Here is a 24,108-nt window from a genome sequence, read left to right as displayed (position 1 = left end):
ACGGTACCTTTATCTAACTCGTCCTCGTGCTAACGCGAGACGTGCAAAAGCGCAAGTAAACAGGCGAAATCAGGCTGTATAGAGCCCGCAATCTGTGTCCTCAAAACTGGTGGCTTGGGCATGCAAAGCGCTGATGGCGACCTGAATGGCGTATGGTTCTGCGGGTCCGTGTGACAAAGCGGCTTCGACCAAAGACAGGCCTTTGGTGTCTGCATGATCAGGCAAAAGCGTTAGACGGATGAGCCAAACCGAAATCGACAAAGTGAGATATGTTTTTCAACAAAAAACCGCGAGACTCTATTGAGCCCCGCGGTTTTAAAATCTTAGAAAACTGAAACGCGCTTACGCAGCGAGAGCAGCTTGTGCTTTTTCAACGATCGCTGTGAAAGCTTCTGGTTCGTGAACAGCCAAGTCAGCAAGGACTTTGCGGTCAACTTCGATACCAGCCAATGACAGACCATTGATGAATTTTGAGTATGTCAAAGCTTCATCATGTGCACGTACCGCAGCGTTGATACGCTGGATCCACAAAGCGCGGAAGTTGCGCTTGCGGTTTTTACGGTCGCGGGTTGCGTATTGGTTCGCCTTGTCAACAGCTTGCGTAGCTGTACGGAACAAGCGTGAGCGCGCGCCGTAGTAGCCTTTTGCAGCTTTGATGACTTTTTTGTGACGAGCGTGAGTGACTGTACCACCTTTAACACGGGACATATTCTGAGCCTCCTATTAGCGGTTGTACGGCATGTACGACTTAACGATTTTCGCATCAGGTGCGGAAAGCGTTGTCGTGCCACGTGCGTTACGTAGAAATTTGTTTGAACGTTTGATCATGCCGTGGCGTTTGCCAGCTTGACCGGCTTTTACAAGGCCACTTGCAGTCATTTTAAAGCGCTTCTTAGCACCTGACTTCGTCTTCATCTTAGGCATTTCCATCTCCTTTTTCGAGTGTTCGGATGGTTAAACGCGCGACTCGGCATGCCAGATCGCCGGACGCGCACCATGAAGCTGAGCAATTACTGTGGACTGCTCAGCTTGGCAAGTAAAAAGGTTGCATTGAGTGGTGTTTTAGAAAAAACGCCCAATCACACGGGTTAAAGCCTGTGGGACATCATCAAACCCATAGCCGCTGGGGCTTTGCGTGACGGCCAAAGCGACCAAAGCGCCCCCGATCAAAACAAGAATCGCCGCGGCGCGGGGTGGACGGCTTTCAGAGAAAGCCCCAATCAAAGCTGGCAGTGCCAAAACAAGCACCGCCGACCCAATCACCAGAAAAAGATCTGTATCCATACCCATCACCTTATGCCAAAAAGTTTGGTCTATTATTCAGGATCTGCCGAATGAATCAATCTCTCATCACAAGGCGCAACACGCAGGATGTTTGTGGATCCTTTTGTGTTGAAAGGCACGCCCGCAGTCACGACAATGTTGTCGGCTTCTGTGGCAAAGCCAGTTGCAACAGCAGCCCGCGCCGCGTTCACAACCGCAGTTTTAAAGCGATCAACCGGCGGCGTCACAACGCAGTGCATGCCCCAGTACAAAGACAATTTACGTGCCGTTGTATGATGCGGTGTCATGGCAATGATTGGCACATGTGGGCGCTCACGCGCGGTAAGGGCCGCAGTCGCGCCACTTTTAGAGTAGCAAACAATCGCTTTCACATCTGTGGTTTCAGCGATTTCACGGGCTGCAGATACGATAGCATCCGCAATCGTTTCTTTTTTGCCGGCGCGCGATGCGTCCATCACTTCAACATAAACAGGATCGTTTTCGACTTCCATCGCCACGTTGTTCATTGTGGTGACAGCTTCAATCGGGAAATCACCTGCAGCAGATTCGGCTGAAAGCATAATCGCATCAGCGCCCTCATAAATCGCTGTTGCAACGTCAGAGACCTCGGCGCGTGTCGGCATTGGGCTTTCGATCATCGACTCAAGCATCTGAGTGGCAACGATCACAGGCTTAGCAGCCGCGCGACATTTGCGGATCAGGCGTTTTTGAATGGGGGGCACAGCGTGTACGGGCAATTCAACACCCAAGTCGCCACGTGCAACCATGATGCCGTCAGACACAGCCAAAATCTCGTCAAAGTCAGTGACGGCAGACGGCTTTTCAATTTTGGACAAAATGAAAGCTCGGCCTTTGGCCAGTTCTTTGGCCTGCAACACATCTTCTGGGCGCTGGACAAAGGACAACGCCAACCAATCGACACCGAGGTCGCAAACGAACTCGAGGTCTTTAAGGTCTTTGTCAGACAAGGCTGCCAAAGGCAAAACCACGTCAGGCACGTTCACGCCCTTGCGGTTGGAAATCGCGCCGCCGACAGTGACAATGCAATTGGCATAATCTTTGCCGCAATCTTCGACTTGCAAACGGATTTTGCCGTCGTTCACCAACAGGTTTGATCCCGGCTTAAGGGCTGCGAAAATTTCTGTGTGGGGCAGTTGCACGCGGGTGATATCACCGGGCGTGTCATCCAAATCGAGACGGAATTTTGCACCGACCGCTAGATCGTATGATTCCTCGGCGAACTTGCCAACACGAAGCTTTGGACCTTGAAGGTCAGCCAGAATTGCGATCGGGCTCCCCAAGTCGGCTTCAACTTTACGGATCATCGCGTGACGTTCGCGAATCTCACCATGTTCACCATGGCTCATGTTCAAGCGGAAAACATTTGCACCGGCCTCTGTGAGGGCACGGATCATGTCATAGTCATTCGATGCCGGGCCCAAAGTGGCCACGATCTTTACATTGCGAAGGCGTCTCATATTTGCCTTACATCCTTTTATTATTTCAATTCGCGGTGGGCCATCCTCTCTATGCCGCAAAGCTGCGCGCGGCACAACTGGCCCTTTATCCTCAAAGGTCTTATTAGGGACATGACAGCACAAGATGACGGTAAAATGAACGATTTTTCACCATTCCAGCAAATTACAGAGCAGCGGACAGGTCGTTGGCTGATCACCTGTGATCACGCAACCAACCGCATTCCTGACGAAATACAAACCGATCTTGGCCTGCCCCACACCGATTTGGCCCGCCATATCGCCTATGACATTGGCGCCAAGGGCTTTACCTTAGAGCTGGCTCGGCAGCTAAACAGCCCCGCAATTCTCAGTGATTTTTCGCGCTTGGTGATCGACCCCAATCGCGGCGTGATTGACCCGACTTTGGTGATGCGCCTCTATGATGGAACAATCATCCCCGCCAATCGCTATATAGATGAGGCAGAAATTGCGCGCCGCTTGGACACCTATTATCGCCCTTACCACGACGCCTATGAGACTCTTGCAAGCGTGCGTGACGATGTAGCGATCTGCGCCATTCATTCATTTACACCGCAACTTAAGTCCCGCCCGCGTCGTCCTTGGCAAATCGGTATTCTGTCCCATTACGACAAACGTTTGACCGCGCCGTTGATCAAAGCGCTGGAGGACTCAGAGCCCCTGCGCACCGAAGTCGAAAAACTTGGAGAGCGTCTGTGTATTGGCGACAATGAGCCCTATATTGGACACTTCCCAGGGGACGCTGTTGACACCCATGCAATTCAACACGGGCGCTTGAATGTGCTCATTGAGCTGCGCTCAGATTTGATTGAAACCACTCAAGATCAGCACCGCTGGGCCGGGCTTCTAGCCCCCATCCTCGCCCAAACGCTCAAAGACACAGGTCTGTGAAAGACCGTGCAGCCCCTTGAACTTTGTGCGAACTTCCCGCAGCAATAGTGCAAAGTGCGCGCACCTTAAAATGAGAGAGAAACCCCATGCCCCACGTTGTCATCGACTTTTCAGCCGGCCTTGAAGGTACAGCAGACATGCAACAAATGTGCCTCGATATTCGCGATGCGCTGGCCAAGGATGACTCTATCCCAGCGCCCAAAAACATTCGCGTACGCGCGCGGGCTCATGACTATTTTGCCACCGGTTTTGACGACCAAAGCTTTGCCCATGCAGATTTTCACATGCTGATCGGTCGCGATGATGCGACAAAAACCCATATGTGCGCATTGGTTCTCAGCGTGATGGAAAAGCACCTGCCCCATGCCGCAAGCTTGTCGGTCTACCCCTATGACATCGCCAAAAGTGGCTCAGCTAAACGCATGAAGGAATGACCATGACGCAGACCCAAGATATCGATGCGCAAACTCAACTTGAACTTGAAGCCGCCGCTTTTCGTCGCCTCCAGAAGCATTTGATGCAAGAGCGCACAGACGTGCAAAATATCGACATGATGAACCTCGCAGGATTTTGCAGAAATTGCTTGTCGCGCTGGTATCAAGAGGCCGCCAACGCGCGCGGGATCGACATGACAAAAGATGAGGCCCGCGAACTCTATTACGGTATGACGATGTCGGAGTGGAAAGCGAACTTTCAAACGGATGCGTCAGCTGCCACTCAAGAGCGTTTCACGGAAGCATTTAAAGCGAACGTCAGCCCTGCGACCAAGCCTTAGCGATATGTTTTCGATCGATGTTCGCCGCACCTTAGATATAAGAATCACATAAACAGAATCTATCGATATCGAAGGCACGTCCTTTGACGACATCATCTCGGGCAGAGACGGCGACGACATCCTTGCTTTGATGACGCTTACTTGGACAATTGTGATGATTTCGCCCGCTGTAGCGAAGGTGGCGATACGATGATTGACCGCCTTGGGTCCAACGAGCTTCACGGTGATGAGGGGTCTGAGACTATATCTGCAGTCGACTTCTTCTTTGATCAGGGCACTCTGGCGACACCGTTGATGGCGGCTTTGTCATTGATGATACGATTTACGCAGACTCCGGCGACACTGGCACAGGTCCAGACACTATTGTTGCGTACCAAGGCACTCAAGATGGCGATGTGACTGTCACTGGCTTTGATCAGACTAAAGACGCGCTAGAACTGATCTTGGAAGGCACGCGGCCGACAGATATAACTGTAGACGTTGCAGATGTCGACGGTGGCGGGGTTATGTACTCCTACAGCGGCGTCGATATCGCATCCATTGAAAATGTGACGGCTTTGCAAACGGAAACAGCAAATGTTTCCTTCGCTGACGCGCCATTCGAAGAATTCCCTGAGCTGGAAAGATGCAGCACAGGCAGCATTCAAATCTGTTTACGACTTTGGCGCAGAAGAGGAAACCCACGGCACGACCGAAATCGAGACAGCCACACGAGACAGACACAGTTGTCATCACACCAAGCTAATCACTGCGTGCACATCAACTGATACAAAAAGGCCCGCCGATTTGGCGGGCCTTTTCTATAGAAAACGCTAATCGGTAAGCGATTAAATCGCCGCTTTGATCATTTCTTCGGTGTAGATGTCACGCAGGCGTTTTGAAATGTCGCCCGGTACACCAGTGCCGATCTGTGCGCCGTCGATCTCGATCACGGGTTGAGCAAAGCCTGTCGCAGAGGTCACAAAAGCCTCATCTGCACCTTGAGCTTCTGCGATGGTGAAGGGGCGCTCTTCAACTTTCATTTGCGCCTCAAGCGCAAAGCGCAAGATCGCTGCACGGGTGATGCCGTGCAAAATATCGTTGCCCAGCTGACGCGTGATGATCGTGCCATCTTTAACGATATAGGCGTTATTCGCTGTGCCTTCGGTCACAAAACCATCTTCGACGAGCCAAGCATCTTGGCAGCCTTTTTTCTTGGCCTGCATTTTGGCAAAGGATGGGTAAAGCAATTGTGTGGTTTTGATATCACGACGGCCCCAGCGCTCGTCTGCGATTGAGATAACTTTGATGCCCTCATCCATCACTTTGCTGTCGACCATAGATTTCGCGAAGGTGAACAACACGATGCCACAAGGCACCTCTTCAGGATCAGGCCAAACGAAGTCACGTGTATCCGGCGCGCCGCGCGTAATTTGCAGGTAAACGCCGCCTTCATCTAGATTATTCTTCTCAATCAAATCGCGGTGGATTTGCAAAAGCTCGTCCATTGTCACAGGGGACACCATTTCAAGCTCAGACATAGAGCGCTGCAAACGGGTCGCGTGGCCGTCAAAATCAATGATCTTGCCACCAATGATCGAGGTCACTTCATAAACGGCATCTGCCATCAAGAACCCACGGTCAAAAACAGAGACTTTCGCCTCTGCTGCTGGAACATATTCTCCGTTTACGTAAACGATCTGGCTCATAGTGGTCTCCTTATGGCGGGTTTATCCCCAAAGCGCGCTGCGGGGTGGGTGCACCCCATCGGTGTCATATTGTAATGCGTTTTTACGGTCTTCGGCCAGAAGCAGCGGCCCGTCAAGGTCTGTTACACGCGCGCCCTGCGCCAAAATAACAGCAGGCGCCATCGCAAGCGACGTACCAACCATACAACCGACCATAATACCAAAGCCCTCGGCTTGCGCTTGCAGACGCAAGGCGAGGGCCTCGGTGAGGCCGCCGGTCTTATCAAGCTTGATATTTATCATATCGTATTTGCCCTTAAGACCCGCGAGGCTGGCACGATCATGACAGGACTCGTCAGCACAGACCGGAAGGGGACGTTCCATCTGAGCCAACATGTCATCCTGTCCGGCGGGCATCGGCTGTTCAACCAGATCGACCCCCATCCGCACCAGATGCGGCGCAAGATCTGCATAGACCTCTGCGCTCCATCCTTCATTGGCATCCACGATGATACGAGATTTCGGCGCACCGCGGCGCACGGCCTCTAGCCGCTCCATATCATCAGGCGTACCCAATTTAATTTTCAACAAGGGGCGAAATGCATTCTTTGCCGCCGCCGCTTGCATGCTCTCAGGCGTACCTAGGGATAAAGTATAAGCCGTAAGGCATGGCGTTGGCGCGGCCATATCCAGCATTTGCCAAACGCGTTTGCCCGCCTGTTTCGCTTCTAAATCCCACAACGCACAATCAACCGCATTGCGCGCGGCCCCCGGTTCAAGCGCATCTTGCAATTCGACCCGCGAGATCCCTGCAGGTAAAGATTCAATCTGCGCAGTCACGCTGTCCAAGCTTTCGCCGTAACGCGCATAGGGCACACATTCGCCCCAGCCCGTCACGGTGCCATCCGTGGCTTTGACCGTGATCACCTTTGCTTCAGTGCGCGATCCGCGCGAAATTACAAAGGCTTCAGCAAGGCGAAACGCCTCGGCAGTCGCGCTCAAGGTCACGGGCAAAGTCATGGCTTTTCCTTGGATTAGGGTCTTGTTTTCAATACTTATGCAGCGACGCTGTCGTCCAATTTCACCAACGCATCAACCAAACGGCCGGCACCTTGACGGAATGGATCAACGGCAGGCACGCCCATTTCAGCTTCCAATGACGCGAGGTATGTCACAGCTTCGGCTTCGGACATGTGCTGCGTGTTCACGGAAATACCGACGATTTCACAAGCAGAGTTTGCCCAGCGCGCCAGAGGCAATGCCGTTTCAGCCAAAGCTTGCAAAGTCGGCAGATCGTAATCTGGCAGGCCACGCATGTGTGTACGTGTCGGCTCATGGCACAAGATCAACGCATCAGGTTGACCACCGTGCACAAGCGCCATCGTCACACCAGAATAAGACACGTGGAACAAACTGCCTTGGCCTTCGATAAGATCCCAGTGATCCGCATCGTTGTCAGGCGTAAGATATTCAACAGCGCCCGCCATAAAGTCAGCAACAACAGCGTCCAATGGTACACCGTCACCCGTGATCAAGATACCTGTTTGCCCTGTGGCGCGGAATGTCGATTTCAAACCGCGTTCGCGCATTGACGCATCAATTGCCAAAGCAGTGTACATTTTGCCAACAGAACAATCTGTCCCAACAGCCAAGCAGCGTTTGCCTGTGCGTTTCACGCCGGTCGCGATGGGGTAATCTACTGACGCAACACGCACGTCGTGCAGCTCGCGTCCGCAGGCTTTGGCCACGGCAACAAGATCTTCTTCGTCCGTCAAAAGGTTGTGCAAACCAGAGGCAAGATCAAAGCCTTCCTCAAGCGCTGCAACCAAAACTTTTTTCCAAGCTTGTGAAATCACGCCACCACGGTTGGCAACACCAATCACCAGTGTCTTCGCGCCGGCGGCTTTCGCCTCTGCGAGTGACATGTCTGTCAGCCCCATGTCGGCTTTACAGCCTTCCATGCGCAATTGGCCAACGGCGAATTCAGGGCGCCAGTCTTTGATGCCTTGAGCAACTTTCGCGGCAAGTGCGTCGGGCGCATCGCCAAGGAACAGTAGGTACGGTGTTTGGATCATGACAGCTCTCCGGTTGAATTTACGTCATATTGCCTGTCCTTTTATGCAAGGTGCTTTCATTCTTGCGAAAATTCAGAGCTAAAATGGGATTTAAAACCATTACATCCCTCATAAATGTAAATTTATCCCATATGACGATCAACCCGAGGAATGGAAACCGTGCGACTCGCACTAGAGCGTCCTTATCTCCCGATGCAGATTCGCAAAATTTCTGCAAACGCGAAACAATACTTGAGATTTGATGCGCAAGATAATATCAATATACTTAAATCAATAAGAATATAATTACATACGAGAATCAACATGTCCTTTCGCTTGCAACCGACACCACCAGCTCGCCCCAATCGCTGCCAGCTGTTTGGACCAGGATCGAATATTAAGCTGTTCCCCAAGATGGCGACCTCTGCTGCAGATGTGATCAATCTGGATCTCGAAGATAGCGTTGCCCCCTCAGACAAGGTCACTGCGCGCGCCAATATTATTGAGGCCATTGACACGATTGACTGGGGCACCAAGGTGCTTGCCGTGCGGATCAATTCCCTCGACACGCCTTATTGGTATCGTGACGTGGTCGATTTGCTTGAACAGGCCGGCGAGCGCCTTGATCAAATTATGATCCCCAAAGTGGGCTGTGCAGAAGACGTCTATGCAGTCGACGCGCTTGTCACTGCAATTGAGCAGGCCATGGGGCGCAAGAAAAAGATCGCGTTTGAGGTCATCATCGAATCTGCTGCGGGACTTGCCCATGTAGAAGAAATCGCCAAAAGCTCACCACGCCTTGAGGCCATGAGCCTTGGGGCTGCTGATTTCGCGGCCTCAATGGGCATGCAAACCACAGGCATTGGCGGGACGCAGGACAACTATTACATGTTGCATGGGGACACCCGTCACTATCCTGATCCTTGGCACTGGGCCCAGACTGCCATCGTCGCGGCCTGTCGCACACATGGCATTCTGCCTGTCGATGGTCCGTTTGGCGATTTCTCGGATGACGAAGGCTACCGCGCCCAATCGCGACGGTCTGCGACTTTGGGCATGGTCGGAAAGTGGGCAATTCATCCCAAACAGATCGCATTGGCCAACGAGGTGTTCACCCCGTCCGCAGAATCGGTGGCGGAAGCCCGCGAAATTTTGGCAGCCATGGCGCAAGCCAAAGCCAATGGTGAGGGCGCGACAGTCTATAAAGGACGTCTTGTCGACATGGCCTCCATCAAACAAGCAGAAGTTATCGTTGCGCAATCCGAATTGATCGCTAACGTAGGCTAACTCCGTTCAGGAGGAGGAGCCTGAATGTTGAGGCTAACGTCTCGAGATGAAAATCTCGAGACGTTTGTTTTTTCTAAACGCTTAATATTGAAGCACTATTTTAAAGGTGCGCAGATCAAAGTGATTAAATTTTCCACCTTCGTGTCTTGCGGTCGGTTCAAATAGATCTCAAAAGGCGGCGAATCACGGGGCACCTCCCCTGATTTTGGCAACCACTCCCCAAACAAATAGGCATAGGCTTTGGCCAAACCTGAATAGTGGCCTTGGTATGTGAGCATGGCGAACTTTCCGCCAGTGATCTCCATAACTTCTAAAGGCGCCGTGATCTCGGCATCTCCAAGAATTTGCGCGCCCGCGAAACTGCGCAGTTCGGATTCCGGCACAGCCGCGGGATCATCAAGATACACCCCGACCATCTGCCCCAGCTGCGCCCCCAACCCGCGCGTCATCAGCGTCGTCATCACCGCCTCGAACACTTCGCCTATTTCCATATAAGCCCCGTGATGCGGCATCACAGCAAGGCGGATATCTTCGCGGGTTTCGATTTTTACGTCATACATTTCATAGTCTCCATGTGCATTGAATTGCAGCGCAGGTTGCACAACTCCGCGTTTACGAAAGGCATCCGGCGTCATCCCATAAGCACTTTGAAACGCCCGCACAAAACTGCGCACATTCACGTAGCCGCAGTAGATAGCGATGCGCTCAATAGGATCGTGCGTTTGCAGCAAAGCCGCAGACGCACGAAACAGCCGCACACGTCGGGTAAAGGCCGCGACGGTTTCCCCTGTCATACCTGTGAACACACGATGAAAATGAAACCGCGATAAAGCGGCGACATCTGCAAGCGTGTCGAGTGACAAATCACCATCCAAGTTGGCGTAAACGTAGTTCAGTACACGCATAAGCCGCGCTTCATAACTCTGTGCCATTGGGATGATCCTTCCTTTGCTGCACCACTTGAATTGCACAAAGCCAATTCACAAATCTTGCTAAGTTGCACCCGGTGAAAAAAATCGCCATATACAGTTCAGATGTACCGTATCGGAGCGTAATATGACCCACTATCTGGAATTCGAAAAACCCTTAGCGGAAATCGAAGGCAAAGCTGAAGAGCTGCGCGCCATGGCCCGTGCCAACGAAGATATGGACGTAGAAAAAGAGGCCTCGGCCTTGGACGACAAGGCAGCAGCCATGTTGATTGACATGTACAAGACCTTGACGCCTTGGCGCAAATGTCAGGTGGCGCGTCATCCAGACCGCCCCCATTGCGCTGAATACATAGAAGCGCTGTTCACAGAATACACGCCTTTGGCTGGTGATCGGAACTTTGCTGACGATCACGCCATTATGGGCGGACTTGCACGTTTCAACGATCAGCCCGTAATGGTGATTGGCCATGAAAAAGGCAACGACACCAAATCACGTATCGAGCGTAATTTCGGCATGGCGCGTCCTGAAGGCTACCGCAAAGCCATTCGGTTGATGGAATTGGCCGACAAATTCGGCATCCCTGTGATTGCGCTTGTAGACACCCCCGGCGCCTACCCAGGGAAAGGCGCAGAAGAACGCGGCCAATCCGAGGCCATCGCGCGCTCCACGCAAAAATGCCTACAACTTTCTGTCCCATTGATCGCTGTGATCATCGGCGAAGGTGGCTCTGGCGGTGCGGTTGCGTTTGCGGCGGCCAACAAAGTCGCAATGCTTGAACATTCGATCTATTCCGTCATCACGCCTGAAGGCTGTGCATCGATTTTGTGGAAAGACGCCACAAAAATGCGCGAGGCCGCCGAAGCGATGCGTTTGACAGCACAAGAGCTGATAGAGCTTGGTGTGATCGATCAAATCATTCCTGAACCCCAAGGCGGTGCGCAACGCGGTCGCGAAGCTGCGATTGCTTCCGTTGGCAAAGCCATCGCCGGTATGCTCGCGCCCTTGTCTAAAGAAGAGCCCGCAGTCCTGGTGGCCGCACGTCGCAAGAAGTTCTTGGACATTGGATCAAAGGGATTGGCTGCGTAACACGCCCCTGACCGTCACCACATAGAATTGGCCGCCCTGTGCGGCCATTCTGCGTCATAGGCTTTACCGCCGATGCGCCCCTCAGTCAAAGACGCCAAAATATCGCCCACCGTTGGCAGGCCATCACTTTCATCGCCACAAGTCCAAAGACCTGAGCGGATCAAGGCCCGCGCGCATTGAGTGTACAGCTCTTCGATCTGAATCACCGTCACAGTGCGCGGTTTTTTTCCATCTTTTTCAAACTGCGCTATCAAATCCGCATCAGCTGTAACAAAACCTTTGCCGTTGAGCCGCACAACATTGTTTGACCCTGGCACAAAAAACATGAGTGAGACACGAGGATCGCGCACGATATTGCGCAGACTATCGATCCGATCATTGCCGCGCCAATCGGGCATAGCCAGCGTGCCCTCGTCAAGTTCAGCGACAACGGGGCCATCGTCACCACGCGGACTGGCGTCTGTGCCCTCTGGCCCGACTGTTGATAAAATACAAAACCGCGATCGCGTAATCCATGCGCGAAACTCAGGTGTCATGCGCCGTGCTATTTTGTCCGTCGCGGCAGGTTTGGGCGTGCCGTAAAGCAGCTCTAGGTCTGAGATGGTGGAAATCGGTGTCATCAGGTCACTCATTTGGCCATTTTCATGTGATTTATTTTGGCACCGCAGGCCGCAATTGGTCCGCAGATATTTCAAATCCGGCATCGATCATCAGCTGGTTAGATCTCGCTTCCACGGATTCCTCTAGGTCTTTCATAAAGACCTTCAATCCGCGACCTGCCTCAATGCGTGGTAGGAATTCAACAACTGCTGTGCCGCGCCCGCGGTAAATGCCTTGGCGCTTCCAAAACACGCCAACATTGGTCGCAGCAGGCACGACATCTTGGCCAAGCTCTTTGTACAACACGCCCGTACCAACCTTGAACTCGGCCTTAGCGCCAGGGGCTATGCGCGTTCCTTGGGGGAAAATGATCAACTGACCGGGGCGAATATTGCCTGCCTTTACGTCCGCGACCATTTTTTTAATTGCCTGCCCACGCTTACCGCGATCCACGCCGATACAGCCGCAACGCTCAGCGTAAAAGTTCACAATCGGCATCTTTTCCAACGACTTCTTCATAATGAACTTTGGTCGCGGCAAGGCAGACACAATCAAAATGATGTCAAAGAAACTTTGATGTTTGGAGGCGACGATAACTTCATCCGTCGGCACCACACCACGCACCTCGGATTTCAGTCCGCAAATGGCATGGGCACTCAGACGCACCCAATGACACCACAGATGAATCGCGATGAAGGCAAACTTGCGGTCAAAAATAGCCAGCGGCGTAAAGATCAGACCAATGATGGTCATCGCCAGATACATCTGAAAGATAAAGATCAGGGACAGGACCCATTGAAGCGCATAGAGCATTACATCAGCCTTTTTAATGTTTGTTTTGCCGCAAACCGTGTCGCGCCAAACGCCACGAATGCTGCAAAAGGCGGGATAACGAAAGGCCAAAACCATTCATACCCTTGAAATCCCAGTCCGGTTAAAAACCCGCCCGTGGTTTGCGCATCGGGCAACAAAGCGATCGCAACGGTGCCGAAAAACGCACCAAACAGCGCGCCACTAAAGCCGCGAAACGTGAACTGACGCACGAATGCCGACGCGATATACCCGTCTTTGGCCCCAACCAAACGCAGCACACGGATCACTTGCCCGTTCGCCGCCAATGCCGCGTTTGCTGCCAAAGTGATCATCGCAGCTGTCACTCCGCCGATCAAAACCAGACTGACCACACCTAGCAATCGCAAACGACTGGCCGCCGTGATCAACGGTTTACGCCAGCGCGTGTGATCATCAAGCACAGCCCCCGGCGCTTCACCCGCAAGGCGCAACCTCAGGCTTTCCGAATCGTAACCTTCTGCCGTTTCTTTCACATCGATCAGCACCGGTAAAGGCAGGCTGTCCAAAGGCAAGGTCGGCCCAAACCATGGCTCTAACAACGCACGCTGCTCGTCGGCGCCCAAGGCACGCGCTTCACGCACCCCAGGCGTTGTTTCTAACACAGCCAAGGCAGCCTTCGTTTGCGCCTCAACCTGCTCAATAGGGGCCGAGATACGCACCGTCGACGACTGCGCCAGTTCGCCAGCCCAGCGATCTGCCAATCGCCCTGTGGCCAAAGACAACGTCAAAGCAAACACAGCCAAAAACGCCATCGCAGCAGATGTCAAAACAGTCAGCTGCGCTGTGAACCCAGAGGGGGGCACGATGCGATCTTGGACAGTTTTATCGATTTTCAAAAAGGGCAAGATAAAGGACATTACAAATCTACCCCTGCTTGTTGAATGCGCCGATTGGCTATGCGCAACACGCGCGCTTGGACTTGCGACTTAGCTTGCCTGATCAAATGCATGTCATGGGTCGCAATTATGACTGTTTTGCCCATTTTATTCAGTTCAACCAACAACTGCAGAAGTCTTAGGGACATCTCCCAGTCGACATTCCCCGTTGGCTCATCCGCGATGATAACCTCTGGCGACATGATCACTGCGCGCGCCAAGGCAGCACGTTGGCGTTCGCCACCAGATAATTCGGCAGGCAATGCATCTGCACGTTCCGACAGGCCAACCCATGACAACAATTCGTTCAAATTCGTCTCATCACGCGGCTTACCCGCCACAAGCAATGGCAATGCTACATTTTCGGCGACACTAAGATGATCTAAAAACTTGCAGTCTTGATGCACCACGCCAATATCTCGGCGCAAGGCAGCGACGTCATCGCGCGCAATATTGCGTGTGTCTTTGCCCAAAAGATGGACACGGCCGGCAGTGGCCTGCAGTTCACAATAGCACAATTTCAAAAAGGTGGTTTTACCCGCCCCAGATGGCCCTGTCAGAAAATGGAACGATCCAGGCGCAAGAGACAGGGAAATCTCAGTTAAAAGATCCTGACCGCCATATCCGTAAGCAACATTGTTAAACTCAATCACAGTTGGCCCCTATCCCTCAGTCGCGACAGTTTTGCCTCACAGATGGGCACGATTCAATCCAACTGTTGCAAAAACATGGACAATCCGCCATCCAGCGTTAATAATTTAGGAAAACAAAGCAGTTACACCACACATAACCGGTGGCAGAGGAAGATATGCGGCTTATTTGTCCCAATTGCGGCGCTCAGTACGAAGTTGACGCCAAAGTCATCCCAAGCTCTGGACGAGATGTCCAGTGTTCCAATTGTGGTCACACATGGTTTCAGCGGTCCGCAGAAGTAGATTCGGATCTTGCCCAAGAAATGGGTTTTGAACTGATGACCGAAGATGCGACTTCAGATACCGTATCTGAACCAATGTCCCACGACCAGCCTGCGCCCCCCAGCCCAGATTTTGGCGATGACAATGATGTAGAATTTAGTGACGACATCGCATCCGCAGTCAGTGCTGCTACCTCTCTCGACATTGAGAACACCGCTGAGAAGGCAGAAACAGTCGCGCCAGAGGTTACTTTAGCCGCACCTGTGCGACGCTCAGCCGTATCAGAAAGTGTGCGCGACATTTTACGAGCCGAAGTCGCCTACAGTCAGAACGAACGGCAGCCCGAACCTGATGCTTTGGAAATACAAGCCGAACTTGGCCTTGATGAGGCCCCGTCAAATGAACAAAAGCAAGGATTGCGTGAGCGTATGGCCCGTTTGCGAGGCCTAAACCCATCTAACACCGCTGCATCGGGATCAGGCAAACGTCGCGATTTGCTACCTGACATTGAAGAGATTAACTCGACACTGAGTGCGGCTTCTGAACGCGATGTAGATGGCACTGTTTTGAATGACAAAACACGCAAAGAGCGCGCGCGTCGCACCAGCTTCCGTACAACATTTTTGATCTTTATTTTTGTCGTGTTACTCTTGGTTCTGTTCTATACTTTAGCACCTATGCTGGCACAAAAAGTTCCTGCGCTCGAAGGTATTTTGAATGCCTATGTGACTGCGGCAAACGCCTTTCGCGCTTGGCTTGATGCAACCATCACTTCAACGAGCGCACGTTTGAATGCACTTTTGGGCCAGCTCAACGACACGGCTTAGTCACGAATGGACCTCTAAAAGCGATCGAGTAGGCGTTTGAGGTAATCCAGTTCCTCATCTGCCCGTTCTCTTTGTGCCGAGCGTCGCCGAATTTCATCCAACAGCTCTTCTGCTTGCTTATAGACGTCGTCTTGTTCAGACCCACCGGAGCCATCACTGCCAATGCTAGCCCCCTGATCTCGCCCATCACGGCGCCCCAACGGATCGCGCCCGTTAGGCTGACCTGACTGAGCCTCCGCGTTTTGACTATCCTCAGGAGAACCCGATTGGCTCAACTGTTCATTCAACTGCTTCAGCCCATTGCGTAGCGCCTCCATGGCGCGAGCCTGATTGTCCAATGCGCCCGCATAGTCCTGATTGCGCAAAGCTTCTTCTGCACCTTCCATAGACCGTTCGGCGCGTTCCAATTCGGACGCCGCCCCGTCACCTTGTGCTGATGCCTCTGGTGGTAAGGCGCCGCCCTGGCGTTGCGCTTGGCTGCGCAGCGCTTGCTGGCGATCCGCCAAAGACTCTGCACGATCGTCAGCGGGGTTTGGCTCGGATGAATCATCATCGTCAGCTCCAAACTGCTCTTGTAGGTCAGAAAACGTCTCGTCATTTAGATCCTGCTGCTCACGCAACATGTCTTCCAAACTTTCGATCGCTTGCGCCCCCTGCCCTTGCTGGCCTGGTGACACCTGCATATTTTCAAGCATCTCGTTAAGCATTTCCATCAATTGCTGCGCCTCGGCCATGCGGCCTTGCTCCATCAATTCTTGGATACGATCCATCAGTTCTTGCAGCTGATCGGGCGAGACATCAAAGGACTCGCCGTCCTGTGCCCCATCTTGGTCTTGGTCCTGCTCTTTGCTTTGCTGCTCGGCGCGTTGGAGAATGTAATCATCTGTGGCGTCCCGCAAATCTTGCATAAGTTTCGCAATTTCATCAGGTGTCGCGCCATCGCGCATCGCTTGGGTTAGGCGCTCTTGTGCACGGCGCAAACGCTCAAGCGCCTCCGACAGCTCACCATCCTCAAGCTCGACCGCAATCGTCCAAAGACTATCCGCCACAGTGTCCCAAACCTCGTCAGACATGCTCGGCCCCTGCGCCTCGATCAGTCCTGCAACAGCCCGCAGACTTAAAAAAATGGCATGATCGCCGCCGTAAGAATCGTCTTGCGCATAACTGACTGCTCGAATGATTTGCGCCGACCGAACAGCATTTTTACGACTCCACAGCAATTCTCGACGCACATCAATTAAAGCCGCAGCGAGGGGGTCAAAAAACTTACGCCCCGGCAAAATGGCTTGATTGTGCTGCGACGCAGCCTCGTGTCCAGACACATCCCATGCCGTCAAGCGCACGCGCACAGGAAGCCCTGAAAACGGATGACGCGACAGGTTTTCAGCCACGACTCCTTCAAAATCTTGACGTTGCAAAGCACGCGGCAAAGGAATGGACAGCACTACAGCCTGCCGTGGCTCAGGGTCCACGCGATAGCCGTATTGCGCCACAACTTCGTTTCTATCCAATTCGATTTCAAACTGCGCGCGGGCGATTCCAAAATCATCTGACATCCTAAACGATTGACGCAATTCACCTGAGGGCGCGCGGGTCATATCGCCTACCAGTTCAGCGACCGGTGGTTGGTCCGGTAAAAGTGCCACATTCCACAAACGCCCAGTCTCGCCCTTAATCTCGATTTCGCCGGTTTGCTGAAGTGTAAAGTCTTGCCCCAAAAGCGCGGCCTGATCGCTTTGACCAGACACTGTTTCACGCATCTGAAATGCCTCTGCGTCGCCATATAAACGTATTGTCACTTTCGAATTTTGTGGCGCGGTAAAGCGCTCAGGCATGTCAGAAAGATACAAAGTGGGCTTGCCGGTATGGGCTGGCGGCTCTATCCAGCCCTCCCACGCAGGCCCAAGAGCAATGTCATTTGCAAGACTCACGCCGCCGAACCGCAAAGCCCCCGTTCCAAATAAAAGCCCCATGATCAAAACTGTGACCGCCATCAAACGCAGCGCATAAGGGTCACGCGCAGACAGGCGTACATGTGGTCCAATCGCGCGCGCGCTCAACGCCTGCTGTGCCATACGTGCTTGATGCGCGCGCCAAATGCCTTGGGTTTGTAGGTTGTCATGGCCAGTTGCCATAAGATCATCAAGCGCTTGAATCGGCCTGTGCGGCAAAGCCTCATCAACACGCGCCCGTGCCTCGCGCATTGTCGGCATTCGAAACCGCATCGTGCAAAGGCCAAAGGACACAACCAGCGCAACTGCGACACAGGCCACCGAAATAATTGAGGCCAAGGGAGTGAGCGCTGCGAACGTATCGAACAGTAAAGCAGCAAGAGCACAGGACGCCAGTACACCAAACCAAAGAAACGCTTGAACAAAGCGTTCGACAACAAGCCCCACAAATGTGAGGCGCAGCGTGCGTTTGATGTGGCGCGTCAGTGCGCGCTCAATTGGCGTTTGTGAGTCCATGACCTGTTGCCCGCTTACTCCCGCCGCAGGTCAAAATGATCCGCGCGTCAGAGCCATTCAGGGATCGTATCGCGATTTATCATTTCCTCATAGGTGGGACGAGCACGGATGACAGCGAATTGATCACCATTCACCAAAACCTCTGGAATAAGAGGGCGGGAATTGTATTCGGACGCCATAACAGCGCCGTAAGCCCCTGCAGATCTGAAAGCGACCAAATCATCAGGTCCGAGCGCAGTCATCTCGCGTGCCTTGGCGAAAGTGTCGCCTGTTTCACAAACAGGCCCCACAATATCATAAATGGTTTTCGCGCTACCCGCTTTCGGCTCAACAACAGGCACGATATCGTGATGCGCATCGTACATTGAAGGACGGATCAAATCGTTCATTGCGGCATCGATGATCAAAAAATCGCGCCCTTCGCCATGCTTTAAGTAAATCACTGATGACACCATCACGCCAGCATTGCCAGAGATCAAACGCCCCGGCTCGATCTCGATCTCGCATCCTAAATGACCAACCGTTTTGCGGATCACATCGCCGTATTCCATCGGCAACGGCGGGGCCTCGTTAGACCGTTCATAGGGAATGCCAAGTCCACCGCCTAAGTCGAGGCGACGAATATGAATGCCATCGCCGCGCAAAACCTCGGTCAACTCGGCAACTTTTGTAAAAGCCAATTCAAATGGCTCAAGTTGTGTCAGCTGCGATCCGATGTGTACATCGATACCAGCGACATCAATACCTTCCATTTTCGCGGCGCGCGCATAGACCTCGCGCGCGCTTTTAATCGGAATGCCAAATTTGTTTTCACTTTTGCCCGTTGCGATTTTCGCGTGGGTTTTGGCATCAACATCAGGGTTCACGCGGATGGCAATCGGGGCCTTAACGCCCATTGAGATCGCGACCTCGTTGAGCGCTTCAAGCTCAGGCTCCGATTCCACATTGAACTGACGGATGCCCCCAGACAAAGCAGTGCGCATTTCTTCGCGGGTCTTACCAACCCCAGAAAAGACGATGCGTTCGCCCGGCACGCCAGCAGCGCGCGCTTTGAGATACTCTCCCATCGACACAACATCGATTCCAGCGCCAAGATCGCCAATTAATTTCAACACGGCAAGGTTGGAATTTGACTTCATCGCAAAGCAAACGAGATGGTCCATGCCATGCAAGGCTTCGTCAAAAAGTGTAAAATGACGCGTCAACGTCGCAGTCGAATAGCAGTAAAACGGCGTCCCAACGGAAGCGGCGATATCGCTTAAAGCGACGTCTTCAGCGTGCAACACGCCGTTGCGATAAAGAAAGTGATCCATGGGCCGCGCCTTTCAAAATAAAGTCGTGCTGGAGATACTGGAATTCCAAGCGCAATGAAAGAGCCGTGAATGTGCAAAAAGGGCGCCTCATTAAAGACGCCCTATCAATTCGCAAACTTCGTGTCTTAGTCTGCCCCGAAAACCAATCCGATAGACGTCGATGTGCTGACACCGCTATTTGAGTTCACGGAGACCGTTGTACCGCCAGTCACTTTCGGCGGCGTCGGTGTGCCGTCTGCACCACAGGACGCAATGAGACCGCAAAACGCGAAAGCCGTAAAAAGTCTTATCATCCAAGAACCTCTTTCCAACGCGCAATCTGAGCACGCACCTGCGACGGTGCTGTACCACCATAGCTTGTCCGAGACGCCACAGAGTTTTCAACTGTTAATACGCTGTATACATCTTCAGTGATCGCTTCATGGGCAGATTTCATCTCATCAATGCTGAGGTCTGGCAGATCGCAGCCTTTAGACTCAGCCAAAGCAACCAAAGCGCCGGTTACATGATGAGCGTCACGGAACGGCAAGCCCGCTTCGCGCACCAACCAGTCGGCCAAATCTGTGGCGGTTGAAAAACCAGACGCCGCAGCGGCCCGTAGACTGTCCACATTTGCAGTCATATCCGACACCATGCCAGTCATCGCAGCCAATGCGAGCATCAAGTTATCCGCCGCGTCAAAAACCTGCTCTTTGTCTTCTTGCATGTCTTTTGAATAGGCCAGCGGAAGGCCCTTCATTACAGTGAACAAAGCAACCATAGCGCCCATGATGCGGCCCACCTTGGCGCGAATCAGCTCTGCGGCATCTGGGTTTTTCTTTTGTGGCATGATGGATGAACCAGTTGAAAAACGATCCGACAAGGTAACAAAACGGAATTGCGCGGATGACCAAATCACCAATTCTTCAGCAAAGCGCGACAAATGCATAGCCGTGATGGACGCGCAGGACAAAAACTCAAGCGCGAAATCGCGGTCAGCGACAGCATCTAGCGAATTGGCAGTCGGACAATCAAAGCCCAACGCTTCGGATGTCATGTGGCGATCAATGGGAAATCCTGTTCCGGCCAAAGCGGCGGATCCAAGTGGATTTTCATTCATTCGTGCGCGCGCATCTTTGAAACGCGACACATCGCGGCCCAACATTTCAACATAAGCCATCATGTGGTGACCCCATGTCACGGGCTGCGCTGTTTGCAGATGTGTAAATCCAGGCATGACCCAATCGGCGCCCGCCTCAGCTTGACCGAGCAAGGCTTTGATCAAAGCTTCAAGCCCTTCAACACATGCATCCATCTGATCACGCGTCCACAGCTTAAAGTCTGTGGCGACTTGGTCATTACGGGACCGCGCGGTGTGCAGACGCCCTGCAGGTTCGCCAACAATTTCCTTCAATCGAGATTCGACATTCATATGAATGTCTTCGAGCGCGGTCGAAAATTCAAACGTCCCGCTCTCAATTTCTGACAATACCGTGAGAAGCCCTTCACGAATGGTCTTGGCATCGGTATCAGTGATGATACCTTGTGCTGCAAGCATCGCGGCATGGGCACGCGACCCTGTTATATCTTGGAACGCCAATCGTTTGTCGTAACCTATCGAAGCGTTGATGGCTTCCATGATTGCGTCTGGACCTGCGGCGAACCGCCCGCCCCACATCGCGTTGGATTTTTTGTCGGTCATGGACACACCCAAATGTTAAATAAGCTAATTGTTGCCCTCCTCTACACGGCCCTGAGCCTTACTGCAATTGCTGCGCATGGCTTGGACATGTCCGATATTGCACAGCTGCGCGAAGGATCTATGCGAAAACTTGTTTTTCACACCGACCCAAAAAAGGTGTCTGAGGTTCCTTTCACAGCGCCCGACGGCACAGCGTTCAAATTATCTGATTTTGAGGGACAGTATGTCCTGTTAAATCTTTGGGCAACGTGGTGCGTCCCTTGCCGCAAAGAAATGCCCGATTTGAACAGCCTTTCGAAAACATATTCCGATAAAGGGCTCAAAGTGGTCACCGTGGCATCCGGACATAATCCACTGCCCGCAATAAAAAAGTTTTATGAAGATAAGGAATTAGACAGCCTACCCATTCTGCTTGATCCAAAGGGCACATTCTCTCGCGACATGAATGTTTTGGCTTTACCTGTTACCGTCATTCTTTCGCCTGAAGGAAAAGAGGTAGCGCGACTCATTGGCGATGCCGCTTGGGCATCACCTGAGGCCGTTACTCTCTTTGATGCCCTTACCGAGATGTCAAGAAATGCGGCCAAATCGGTCAATTGAGAGCACAGAATGCGTCGTCGCCGTATCAATTAGCTCTGAGATTTTTTCTGCATGAGCCAAGATACTTTTTAAAGATTTGTCGATTTCTTTGTGAAACTTATCGAGTTGATCAATGACAGGCGTCAATGAAACAGAATCTGCACCGAGCCGCCCCGCCTCAACACGGCATAAAACCCGAATGGAATCGAGACCCGTGACGAGCTGGCGCAGATCCTTTGATGAGCGCGCAAGCCGCAAAATTTCAACGCTGGCGTCTTTGATAGCTTTACTTGATTGTGTTGAATAACTTTGCAGGAGTTTTTCCCGATCCTCATTCTCTCGAACACTCTCATTAAGCACCCTCGTCTCTGAGTTCGGCTGATTGCATTGCGCTTGCAACTCTTTCAAAAGCTGCGCCATAGCGGCAAGTAAAAGAGCTGTGTCCACTTGGGCGGACACAATAGATGATACTGTTACTTTCGAACCTTTCTCGGCTCGAAAACCATCCAGATGGCCCTGCACTTCATCGGACATCAATCTATAGTTCTGAGAAATTGCAGAAATGGGCCCGCCTGCGGGTTCCAAACGCGAAGCGACGATTCGCATATTGGATGGAATGCCGCGGATGGCCTCAAAGAACTCAAAGAGCTGTTCTTGGTTGTCGCTTAGTTCTAACAATTGGTCAGACATAGATTTCAACGCAGAGGTAAGCTTACTCGGTTCGCGAGAGAGTGCGGAATCGCGCGCAGCAATTTCTCGCCCAATTGCGCGCGCCCCAAAAGATACATAGTCATCGAACCCTTCAGTTTTGAGGGTATTTAGGAAAAGCTCTGCACTTTCTTCGACAGACAGCCCTTCGCGTTCTTTCTCCAACAATGTGCCGTATAGCTCTCGAGTTTTATTGAATAGCTCTGATGAGGGCTTGATCCTGATCGACAAGAAGCCACTCTCAATTGGAGCAATGACCGCGAAAACCCAATAGGCTTTTCCATCTTTGCATCGGTTTAAGATATATGCTCCGGCGGGAACGCCTTTTTGGATCTGGTTCCAAAGGATATGAAATACACCCTTAGGCATGTCAGGATGACGGACCACTTTGTGTGGGGCACCCAAAAGCGCATCCCATTCGAACCCTGACACACGTTGAAAGACATCATTGCCGCTTGTAATTAGCCCGCGTTCATCAGTGCACGAAAAGAACAGTTCTTCAAAGTCGAACCGGACTTCGTCAAAATGGCTTTGAAACGCCGATGTGCTGTGTTGAAAAGTCATGATCTATCCAGAATTTGTTTACGCACACATACAAGCAATTTGACCTTGCTATATAGTTAAGGAAATCGGCCAATCTTGGAAAACTTTTGCAACACACTGGCTTTTCAAGACAGTCGTTGTTGCTGCCCATCAGAAAAATCGTTAAAATCTAAGTCAACCTGAGACCAAATCTAACCAACCCAAAGCACATTATGACAAAGCTTAACGAAATCAAAGCTTTGAAATTTTTACCAAAAATCGTCCTAAAACTAAGTAAAACTCATCAATTTACTTACCGTTATCTACTCTAAGCCATGTTGGTATAACGATGACCAAACGGGGTGCGAAGGAGTCAGAGATGATCAGTTCAGTTTCACTACAAGGCGGCTTTGACAGCCCATTATCTGCTGCCATCACCGAACGAGACCGTCACACCATGCAAATGGTGCGTGACGCGATCAAGGCTAAGCAGGTCCTGTTGGCATATCAACCTATCGTACAAACGTTACGGCCCGATCGTCCCGCGTTTCATGAAGGCTTGCTTCGTGTTCTCGACAGAAATGGTCGTGTCATTCCTGCGCGCGAATTTATTGAAGTTGCTGAGATGTCGGAAATTGGGCGCGAACTAGATTGCTTGGCCATTGAATTTGGGCTGCAAACACTTTTAGAGCAGCCTGAAATTCGGTTGTCGATAAACATGTCAGCGCGGTCAATCGGATACCCGCGATGGAAAGAGGCTTTGATGGGCGGTTTGGCAAAAGATGAAACCATTGCTGAACGCTTGATTCTAGAAATCACCGAAAGTTCGGCAATTGTCATGCCTGATCTGGTCAGCGTCTTTATGACCGAACTTCAGGCCAAAGGCATATCATTTGCATTGGATGATTTCGGCGCAGGATATACTGCCTTTCGGTACTTCAGGAATTTCTATTTCGACATGGTCAAAATCGATGGATCATTTATCCGTGGCATAGCGAACACGCCGGATAATCAGGTACTAACCCAAGCGCTCGTCTCAATCGCTCAGCATTTTGACATGTATACTGTTGCGGAATTTGTCGAAACGAAAGAAGATGCAGACTATCTTGCATCCATCGGAATCGACTGCATGCAAGGGTACTATTTTGGTGCAGCTACGATCGATCCCGTCTGGAAACAGCGTTCTGCACACAAAATTGCGGGCTAAACAGGATTTTTTATCGCAAGTGAAGCGTCCTGACCATTGATTATGGTGCAATCGCGGCATAGTCTTGTGTCGGGGAGTGCGCAACTTTG

27 protein-coding genes are annotated in these 24,108 nt (G+C 52.0%); 9 read left to right on the top strand and 18 right to left on the bottom strand.

What is annotated here, in order from left to right; genetic code table 11:
- Nucleotides 1–69: 69 nt before the first annotated feature.
- The 5 genes from WNY38_RS08670 to pyk all read right to left on the bottom strand — a co-directional run bounded on the left by WNY38_RS08670 (nt 70) and on the right by pyk (nt 2,762).
- Nucleotides 70–261: a hypothetical protein gene (locus WNY38_RS08670; protein WP_342856940.1), complete on the bottom strand. Its 192-nt coding sequence runs from the start codon at nt 259–261 to the stop codon at nt 70–72.
- Between the two features lie 81 nt (nt 262–342).
- Nucleotides 343–708 carry a 50S ribosomal protein L20 gene (rplT, locus tag WNY38_RS08665; RefSeq protein WP_215944369.1) on the bottom strand — a complete coding sequence of 122 codons (366 nt, stop codon included), beginning with the start codon at nt 706–708 and terminating at the stop codon, nt 343–345.
- A 15-nt stretch (nt 709–723) separates the two neighbouring features.
- Nucleotides 724–924, bottom strand: a complete 201-nt coding sequence (gene rpmI, locus WNY38_RS08660; RefSeq protein ID WP_123792998.1) for a 50S ribosomal protein L35 — start codon at nt 922–924, stop codon at nt 724–726.
- Between the two features lie 138 nt (nt 925–1,062).
- Entirely contained in the window at nt 1,063–1,284 is a 222-nt protein-coding gene (locus tag WNY38_RS08655) for a hypothetical protein (RefSeq protein ID WP_342856939.1), read from the bottom strand.
- 32 nt (nt 1,285–1,316) lie between these two features.
- Nucleotides 1,317–2,762, bottom strand: coding sequence for a pyruvate kinase (pyk, locus tag WNY38_RS08650; protein WP_342856938.1), 1,446 nt, complete (start codon nt 2,760–2,762; stop codon nt 1,317–1,319).
- A gap of 135 nt (nt 2,763–2,897) precedes the next feature.
- Here pyk and WNY38_RS08645 point away from each other — a divergent pair, with 135 nt between their 5' ends.
- The 4 genes from WNY38_RS08645 to WNY38_RS08630 all read left to right on the top strand — a co-directional run bounded on the left by WNY38_RS08645 (nt 2,898) and on the right by WNY38_RS08630 (nt 4,845).
- Nucleotides 2,898–3,671: an N-formylglutamate amidohydrolase gene (locus WNY38_RS08645; RefSeq protein ID WP_342856953.1), complete on the top strand. Its 774-nt coding sequence runs from the start codon at nt 2,898–2,900 to the stop codon at nt 3,669–3,671.
- Between the two features lie 86 nt (nt 3,672–3,757).
- Complete coding sequence (locus tag WNY38_RS08640; protein ID WP_342856937.1) at nt 3,758–4,105, top strand: 5-carboxymethyl-2-hydroxymuconate isomerase; 348 nt, start codon at nt 3,758–3,760, stop codon at nt 4,103–4,105.
- Nucleotides 4,106–4,125: 20 nt separating this feature from the next.
- Nucleotides 4,126–4,446, top strand: coding sequence for a DUF1244 domain-containing protein (locus WNY38_RS08635; protein ID WP_342856952.1), 321 nt, complete (start codon nt 4,126–4,128; stop codon nt 4,444–4,446).
- Nucleotides 4,447–4,635: 189 nt separating this feature from the next.
- The gene (locus tag WNY38_RS08630; protein WP_342856936.1) at nt 4,636–4,845 is read left to right on the top strand and encodes a hypothetical protein; all 210 of its coding nucleotides are present in this window, start codon (nt 4,636–4,638) and stop codon (nt 4,843–4,845) included.
- A gap of 428 nt (nt 4,846–5,273) precedes the next feature.
- Here the strand turns inward: WNY38_RS08630 and WNY38_RS08625 are convergent, their stop codons facing one another.
- Genes WNY38_RS08625 through dgcN form a run of 3 tightly spaced genes read right to left on the bottom strand, consistent with a single transcriptional unit; the run spans nt 5,274 to nt 8,188 of the window.
- The gene (locus WNY38_RS08625; RefSeq protein ID WP_342856935.1) at nt 5,274–6,134 is read right to left on the bottom strand and encodes a D-amino-acid transaminase; all 861 of its coding nucleotides are present in this window, start codon (nt 6,132–6,134) and stop codon (nt 5,274–5,276) included.
- A 21-nt stretch (nt 6,135–6,155) separates the two neighbouring features.
- Complete coding sequence (dgcA, locus tag WNY38_RS08620) at nt 6,156–7,121, bottom strand: N-acetyl-D-Glu racemase DgcA (protein WP_342856951.1); 966 nt, start codon at nt 7,119–7,121, stop codon at nt 6,156–6,158.
- Between the two features lie 47 nt (nt 7,122–7,168).
- Nucleotides 7,169–8,188 carry an N-acetyltransferase DgcN gene (dgcN, locus tag WNY38_RS08615; protein WP_342856934.1) on the bottom strand — a complete coding sequence of 340 codons (1,020 nt, stop codon included), beginning with the start codon at nt 8,186–8,188 and terminating at the stop codon, nt 7,169–7,171.
- Nucleotides 8,189–8,491: 303 nt separating this feature from the next.
- On the opposite strand from dgcN, the gene WNY38_RS08610 reads away from it, so the two are divergent.
- Nucleotides 8,492–9,454, top strand: coding sequence for an L-malyl-CoA/beta-methylmalyl-CoA lyase (locus WNY38_RS08610; protein ID WP_342856933.1), 963 nt, complete (start codon nt 8,492–8,494; stop codon nt 9,452–9,454).
- Nucleotides 9,455–9,549: 95 nt separating this feature from the next.
- Here WNY38_RS08610 and WNY38_RS08605 read toward each other — a convergent pair whose 3' ends face one another.
- On the bottom strand, nt 9,550–10,386 hold the full coding sequence (locus WNY38_RS08605) for an AraC family transcriptional regulator (protein WP_342856932.1): 837 nt from the start codon (nt 10,384–10,386) through the stop codon (nt 9,550–9,552).
- A gap of 124 nt (nt 10,387–10,510) precedes the next feature.
- Here WNY38_RS08605 and WNY38_RS08600 point away from each other — a divergent pair, with 124 nt between their 5' ends.
- On the top strand, nt 10,511–11,473 hold the full coding sequence (locus WNY38_RS08600; protein ID WP_342856931.1) for an acetyl-CoA carboxylase carboxyltransferase subunit alpha: 963 nt from the start codon (nt 10,511–10,513) through the stop codon (nt 11,471–11,473).
- Nucleotides 11,474–11,487: 14 nt separating this feature from the next.
- Here WNY38_RS08600 and WNY38_RS08595 read toward each other — a convergent pair whose 3' ends face one another.
- The 4 genes from WNY38_RS08595 to WNY38_RS08580 are packed head-to-tail and all read right to left on the bottom strand — an operon-like array spanning nt 11,488 to nt 14,453.
- Nucleotides 11,488–12,093, bottom strand: a complete 606-nt coding sequence (locus WNY38_RS08595; RefSeq protein WP_342856930.1) for a pyridoxamine 5'-phosphate oxidase family protein — start codon at nt 12,091–12,093, stop codon at nt 11,488–11,490.
- Between the two features lie 31 nt (nt 12,094–12,124).
- Complete coding sequence (locus tag WNY38_RS08590; RefSeq protein WP_342856929.1) at nt 12,125–12,886, bottom strand: lysophospholipid acyltransferase family protein; 762 nt, start codon at nt 12,884–12,886, stop codon at nt 12,125–12,127.
- On the bottom strand, nt 12,886–13,782 hold the full coding sequence (locus tag WNY38_RS08585; RefSeq protein WP_342856928.1) for an FtsX-like permease family protein: 897 nt from the start codon (nt 13,780–13,782) through the stop codon (nt 12,886–12,888). Before WNY38_RS08585 ends, WNY38_RS08590 begins: the two co-directional genes overlap by 1 nt.
- The gene (locus WNY38_RS08580) at nt 13,782–14,453 is read right to left on the bottom strand and encodes an ATP-binding cassette domain-containing protein (RefSeq protein WP_342856927.1); all 672 of its coding nucleotides are present in this window, start codon (nt 14,451–14,453) and stop codon (nt 13,782–13,784) included. The genes WNY38_RS08585 and WNY38_RS08580 overlap by 1 nt, the downstream gene beginning before the upstream one ends.
- 155 nt (nt 14,454–14,608) lie before the next feature.
- On the opposite strand from WNY38_RS08580, the gene WNY38_RS08575 reads away from it, so the two are divergent.
- The gene (locus WNY38_RS08575; protein WP_342856926.1) at nt 14,609–15,541 is read left to right on the top strand and encodes a zinc-ribbon domain-containing protein; all 933 of its coding nucleotides are present in this window, start codon (nt 14,609–14,611) and stop codon (nt 15,539–15,541) included.
- Nucleotides 15,542–15,555: 14 nt separating this feature from the next.
- Here WNY38_RS08575 and WNY38_RS08570 read toward each other — a convergent pair whose 3' ends face one another.
- The 4 genes from WNY38_RS08570 to argH form a co-directional block, all read right to left on the bottom strand.
- A complete protein-coding gene (locus WNY38_RS08570; protein ID WP_342856925.1) occupies nt 15,556–18,009 on the bottom strand; it encodes a DUF4175 family protein in 2,454 nt (817 codons plus the stop codon).
- Nucleotides 18,010–18,056: 47 nt separating this feature from the next.
- The gene (lysA, locus tag WNY38_RS08565; RefSeq protein ID WP_342856924.1) at nt 18,057–19,322 is read right to left on the bottom strand and encodes a diaminopimelate decarboxylase; all 1,266 of its coding nucleotides are present in this window, start codon (nt 19,320–19,322) and stop codon (nt 18,057–18,059) included.
- A gap of 125 nt (nt 19,323–19,447) precedes the next feature.
- Nucleotides 19,448–19,615 (bottom strand): hypothetical protein, encoded by a 168-nt coding sequence (locus WNY38_RS08560; protein ID WP_342856923.1) that lies wholly within the window; start codon nt 19,613–19,615, stop codon nt 19,448–19,450.
- Nucleotides 19,612–21,003, bottom strand: a complete 1,392-nt coding sequence (gene argH, locus WNY38_RS08555; RefSeq protein ID WP_342856922.1) for an argininosuccinate lyase — start codon at nt 21,001–21,003, stop codon at nt 19,612–19,614. The genes WNY38_RS08560 and argH overlap by 4 nt, the downstream gene beginning before the upstream one ends.
- 87 nt (nt 21,004–21,090) lie before the next feature.
- On the opposite strand from argH, the gene WNY38_RS08550 reads away from it, so the two are divergent.
- Nucleotides 21,091–21,603 (top strand): TlpA disulfide reductase family protein, encoded by a 513-nt coding sequence (locus tag WNY38_RS08550; protein WP_342856921.1) that lies wholly within the window; start codon nt 21,091–21,093, stop codon nt 21,601–21,603.
- Here WNY38_RS08550 and WNY38_RS08545 read toward each other — a convergent pair.
- Complete coding sequence (locus WNY38_RS08545) at nt 21,574–22,854, bottom strand: PAS domain-containing protein (RefSeq protein WP_342856920.1); 1,281 nt, start codon at nt 22,852–22,854, stop codon at nt 21,574–21,576. The two genes, WNY38_RS08550 and WNY38_RS08545, sit on opposite strands and share 30 nt — an antisense overlap.
- 337 nt (nt 22,855–23,191) lie before the next feature.
- Here WNY38_RS08545 and WNY38_RS08540 point away from each other — a divergent pair, with 337 nt between their 5' ends.
- The gene (locus WNY38_RS08540; RefSeq protein WP_342856919.1) at nt 23,192–24,019 is read left to right on the top strand and encodes an EAL domain-containing protein; all 828 of its coding nucleotides are present in this window, start codon (nt 23,192–23,194) and stop codon (nt 24,017–24,019) included.
- Nucleotides 24,020–24,108: the final 89 nt, after the last annotated feature.

The organism is Pacificibacter sp. AS14 (assembly GCF_038899935.1).
Classification (GTDB): domain Bacteria; phylum Pseudomonadota; class Alphaproteobacteria; order Rhodobacterales; family Rhodobacteraceae; genus Celeribacter.
The sequence above is the reverse complement of the archived record's forward strand: the minus strand, read 5'-3'. Positions and strand labels throughout refer to the sequence as shown.

Bases quoted from the DNA above. Each gene is read 5' to 3' on its own strand.
- rplT (WP_215944369.1), bottom strand. From the start codon at position 708: ATGTCCCGTGTTAAAGGTGGTACAGTCACTCACGCTCGTCACAAAAAA.
- rpmI (WP_123792998.1), bottom strand. From the start codon at position 924: ATGCCTAAGATGAAGACGAAGTCAGGTGCTAAGAAGCGCTTTAAAATG.
- WNY38_RS08655 (WP_342856939.1), bottom strand. From the start codon at position 1,284: ATGGATACAGATCTTTTTCTGGTGATTGGGTCGGCGGTGCTTGTTTTG.
- pyk (WP_342856938.1), bottom strand. From the start codon at position 2,762: ATGAGACGCCTTCGCAATGTAAAGATCGTGGCCACTTTGGGCCCGGCA.
- WNY38_RS08645 (WP_342856953.1), top strand. From the start codon at position 2,898: ATGAACGATTTTTCACCATTCCAGCAAATTACAGAGCAGCGGACAGGT.
- WNY38_RS08640 (WP_342856937.1), top strand. From the start codon at position 3,758: ATGCCCCACGTTGTCATCGACTTTTCAGCCGGCCTTGAAGGTACAGCA.
- WNY38_RS08630 (WP_342856936.1), top strand. From the start codon at position 4,636: ATGATTGACCGCCTTGGGTCCAACGAGCTTCACGGTGATGAGGGGTCT.
- WNY38_RS08625 (WP_342856935.1), bottom strand. From the start codon at position 6,134: ATGAGCCAGATCGTTTACGTAAACGGAGAATATGTTCCAGCAGCAGAG.
- dgcN (WP_342856934.1), bottom strand. From the start codon at position 8,188: ATGATCCAAACACCGTACCTACTGTTCCTTGGCGATGCGCCCGACGCA.
- WNY38_RS08610 (WP_342856933.1), top strand. From the start codon at position 8,492: ATGTCCTTTCGCTTGCAACCGACACCACCAGCTCGCCCCAATCGCTGC.
- WNY38_RS08605 (WP_342856932.1), bottom strand. From the start codon at position 10,386: ATGGCACAGAGTTATGAAGCGCGGCTTATGCGTGTACTGAACTACGTT.
- WNY38_RS08600 (WP_342856931.1), top strand. From the start codon at position 10,511: ATGACCCACTATCTGGAATTCGAAAAACCCTTAGCGGAAATCGAAGGC.
- WNY38_RS08595 (WP_342856930.1), bottom strand. From the start codon at position 12,093: ATGACACCGATTTCCACCATCTCAGACCTAGAGCTGCTTTACGGCACG.
- WNY38_RS08590 (WP_342856929.1), bottom strand. From the start codon at position 12,886: ATGCTCTATGCGCTTCAATGGGTCCTGTCCCTGATCTTTATCTTTCAG.
- WNY38_RS08585 (WP_342856928.1), bottom strand. From the start codon at position 13,782: ATGTCCTTTATCTTGCCCTTTTTGAAAATCGATAAAACTGTCCAAGAT.
- WNY38_RS08575 (WP_342856926.1), top strand. From the start codon at position 14,609: ATGCGGCTTATTTGTCCCAATTGCGGCGCTCAGTACGAAGTTGACGCC.
- WNY38_RS08570 (WP_342856925.1), bottom strand. From the start codon at position 18,009: ATGGACTCACAAACGCCAATTGAGCGCGCACTGACGCGCCACATCAAA.
- lysA (WP_342856924.1), bottom strand. From the start codon at position 19,322: ATGGATCACTTTCTTTATCGCAACGGCGTGTTGCACGCTGAAGACGTC.
- WNY38_RS08560 (WP_342856923.1), bottom strand. From the start codon at position 19,615: ATGATAAGACTTTTTACGGCTTTCGCGTTTTGCGGTCTCATTGCGTCC.
- argH (WP_342856922.1), bottom strand. From the start codon at position 21,003: ATGACCGACAAAAAATCCAACGCGATGTGGGGCGGGCGGTTCGCCGCA.
- WNY38_RS08550 (WP_342856921.1), top strand. From the start codon at position 21,091: ATGTCCGATATTGCACAGCTGCGCGAAGGATCTATGCGAAAACTTGTT.
- WNY38_RS08545 (WP_342856920.1), bottom strand. From the start codon at position 22,854: ATGACTTTTCAACACAGCACATCGGCGTTTCAAAGCCATTTTGACGAA.
- WNY38_RS08540 (WP_342856919.1), top strand. From the start codon at position 23,192: ATGATCAGTTCAGTTTCACTACAAGGCGGCTTTGACAGCCCATTATCT.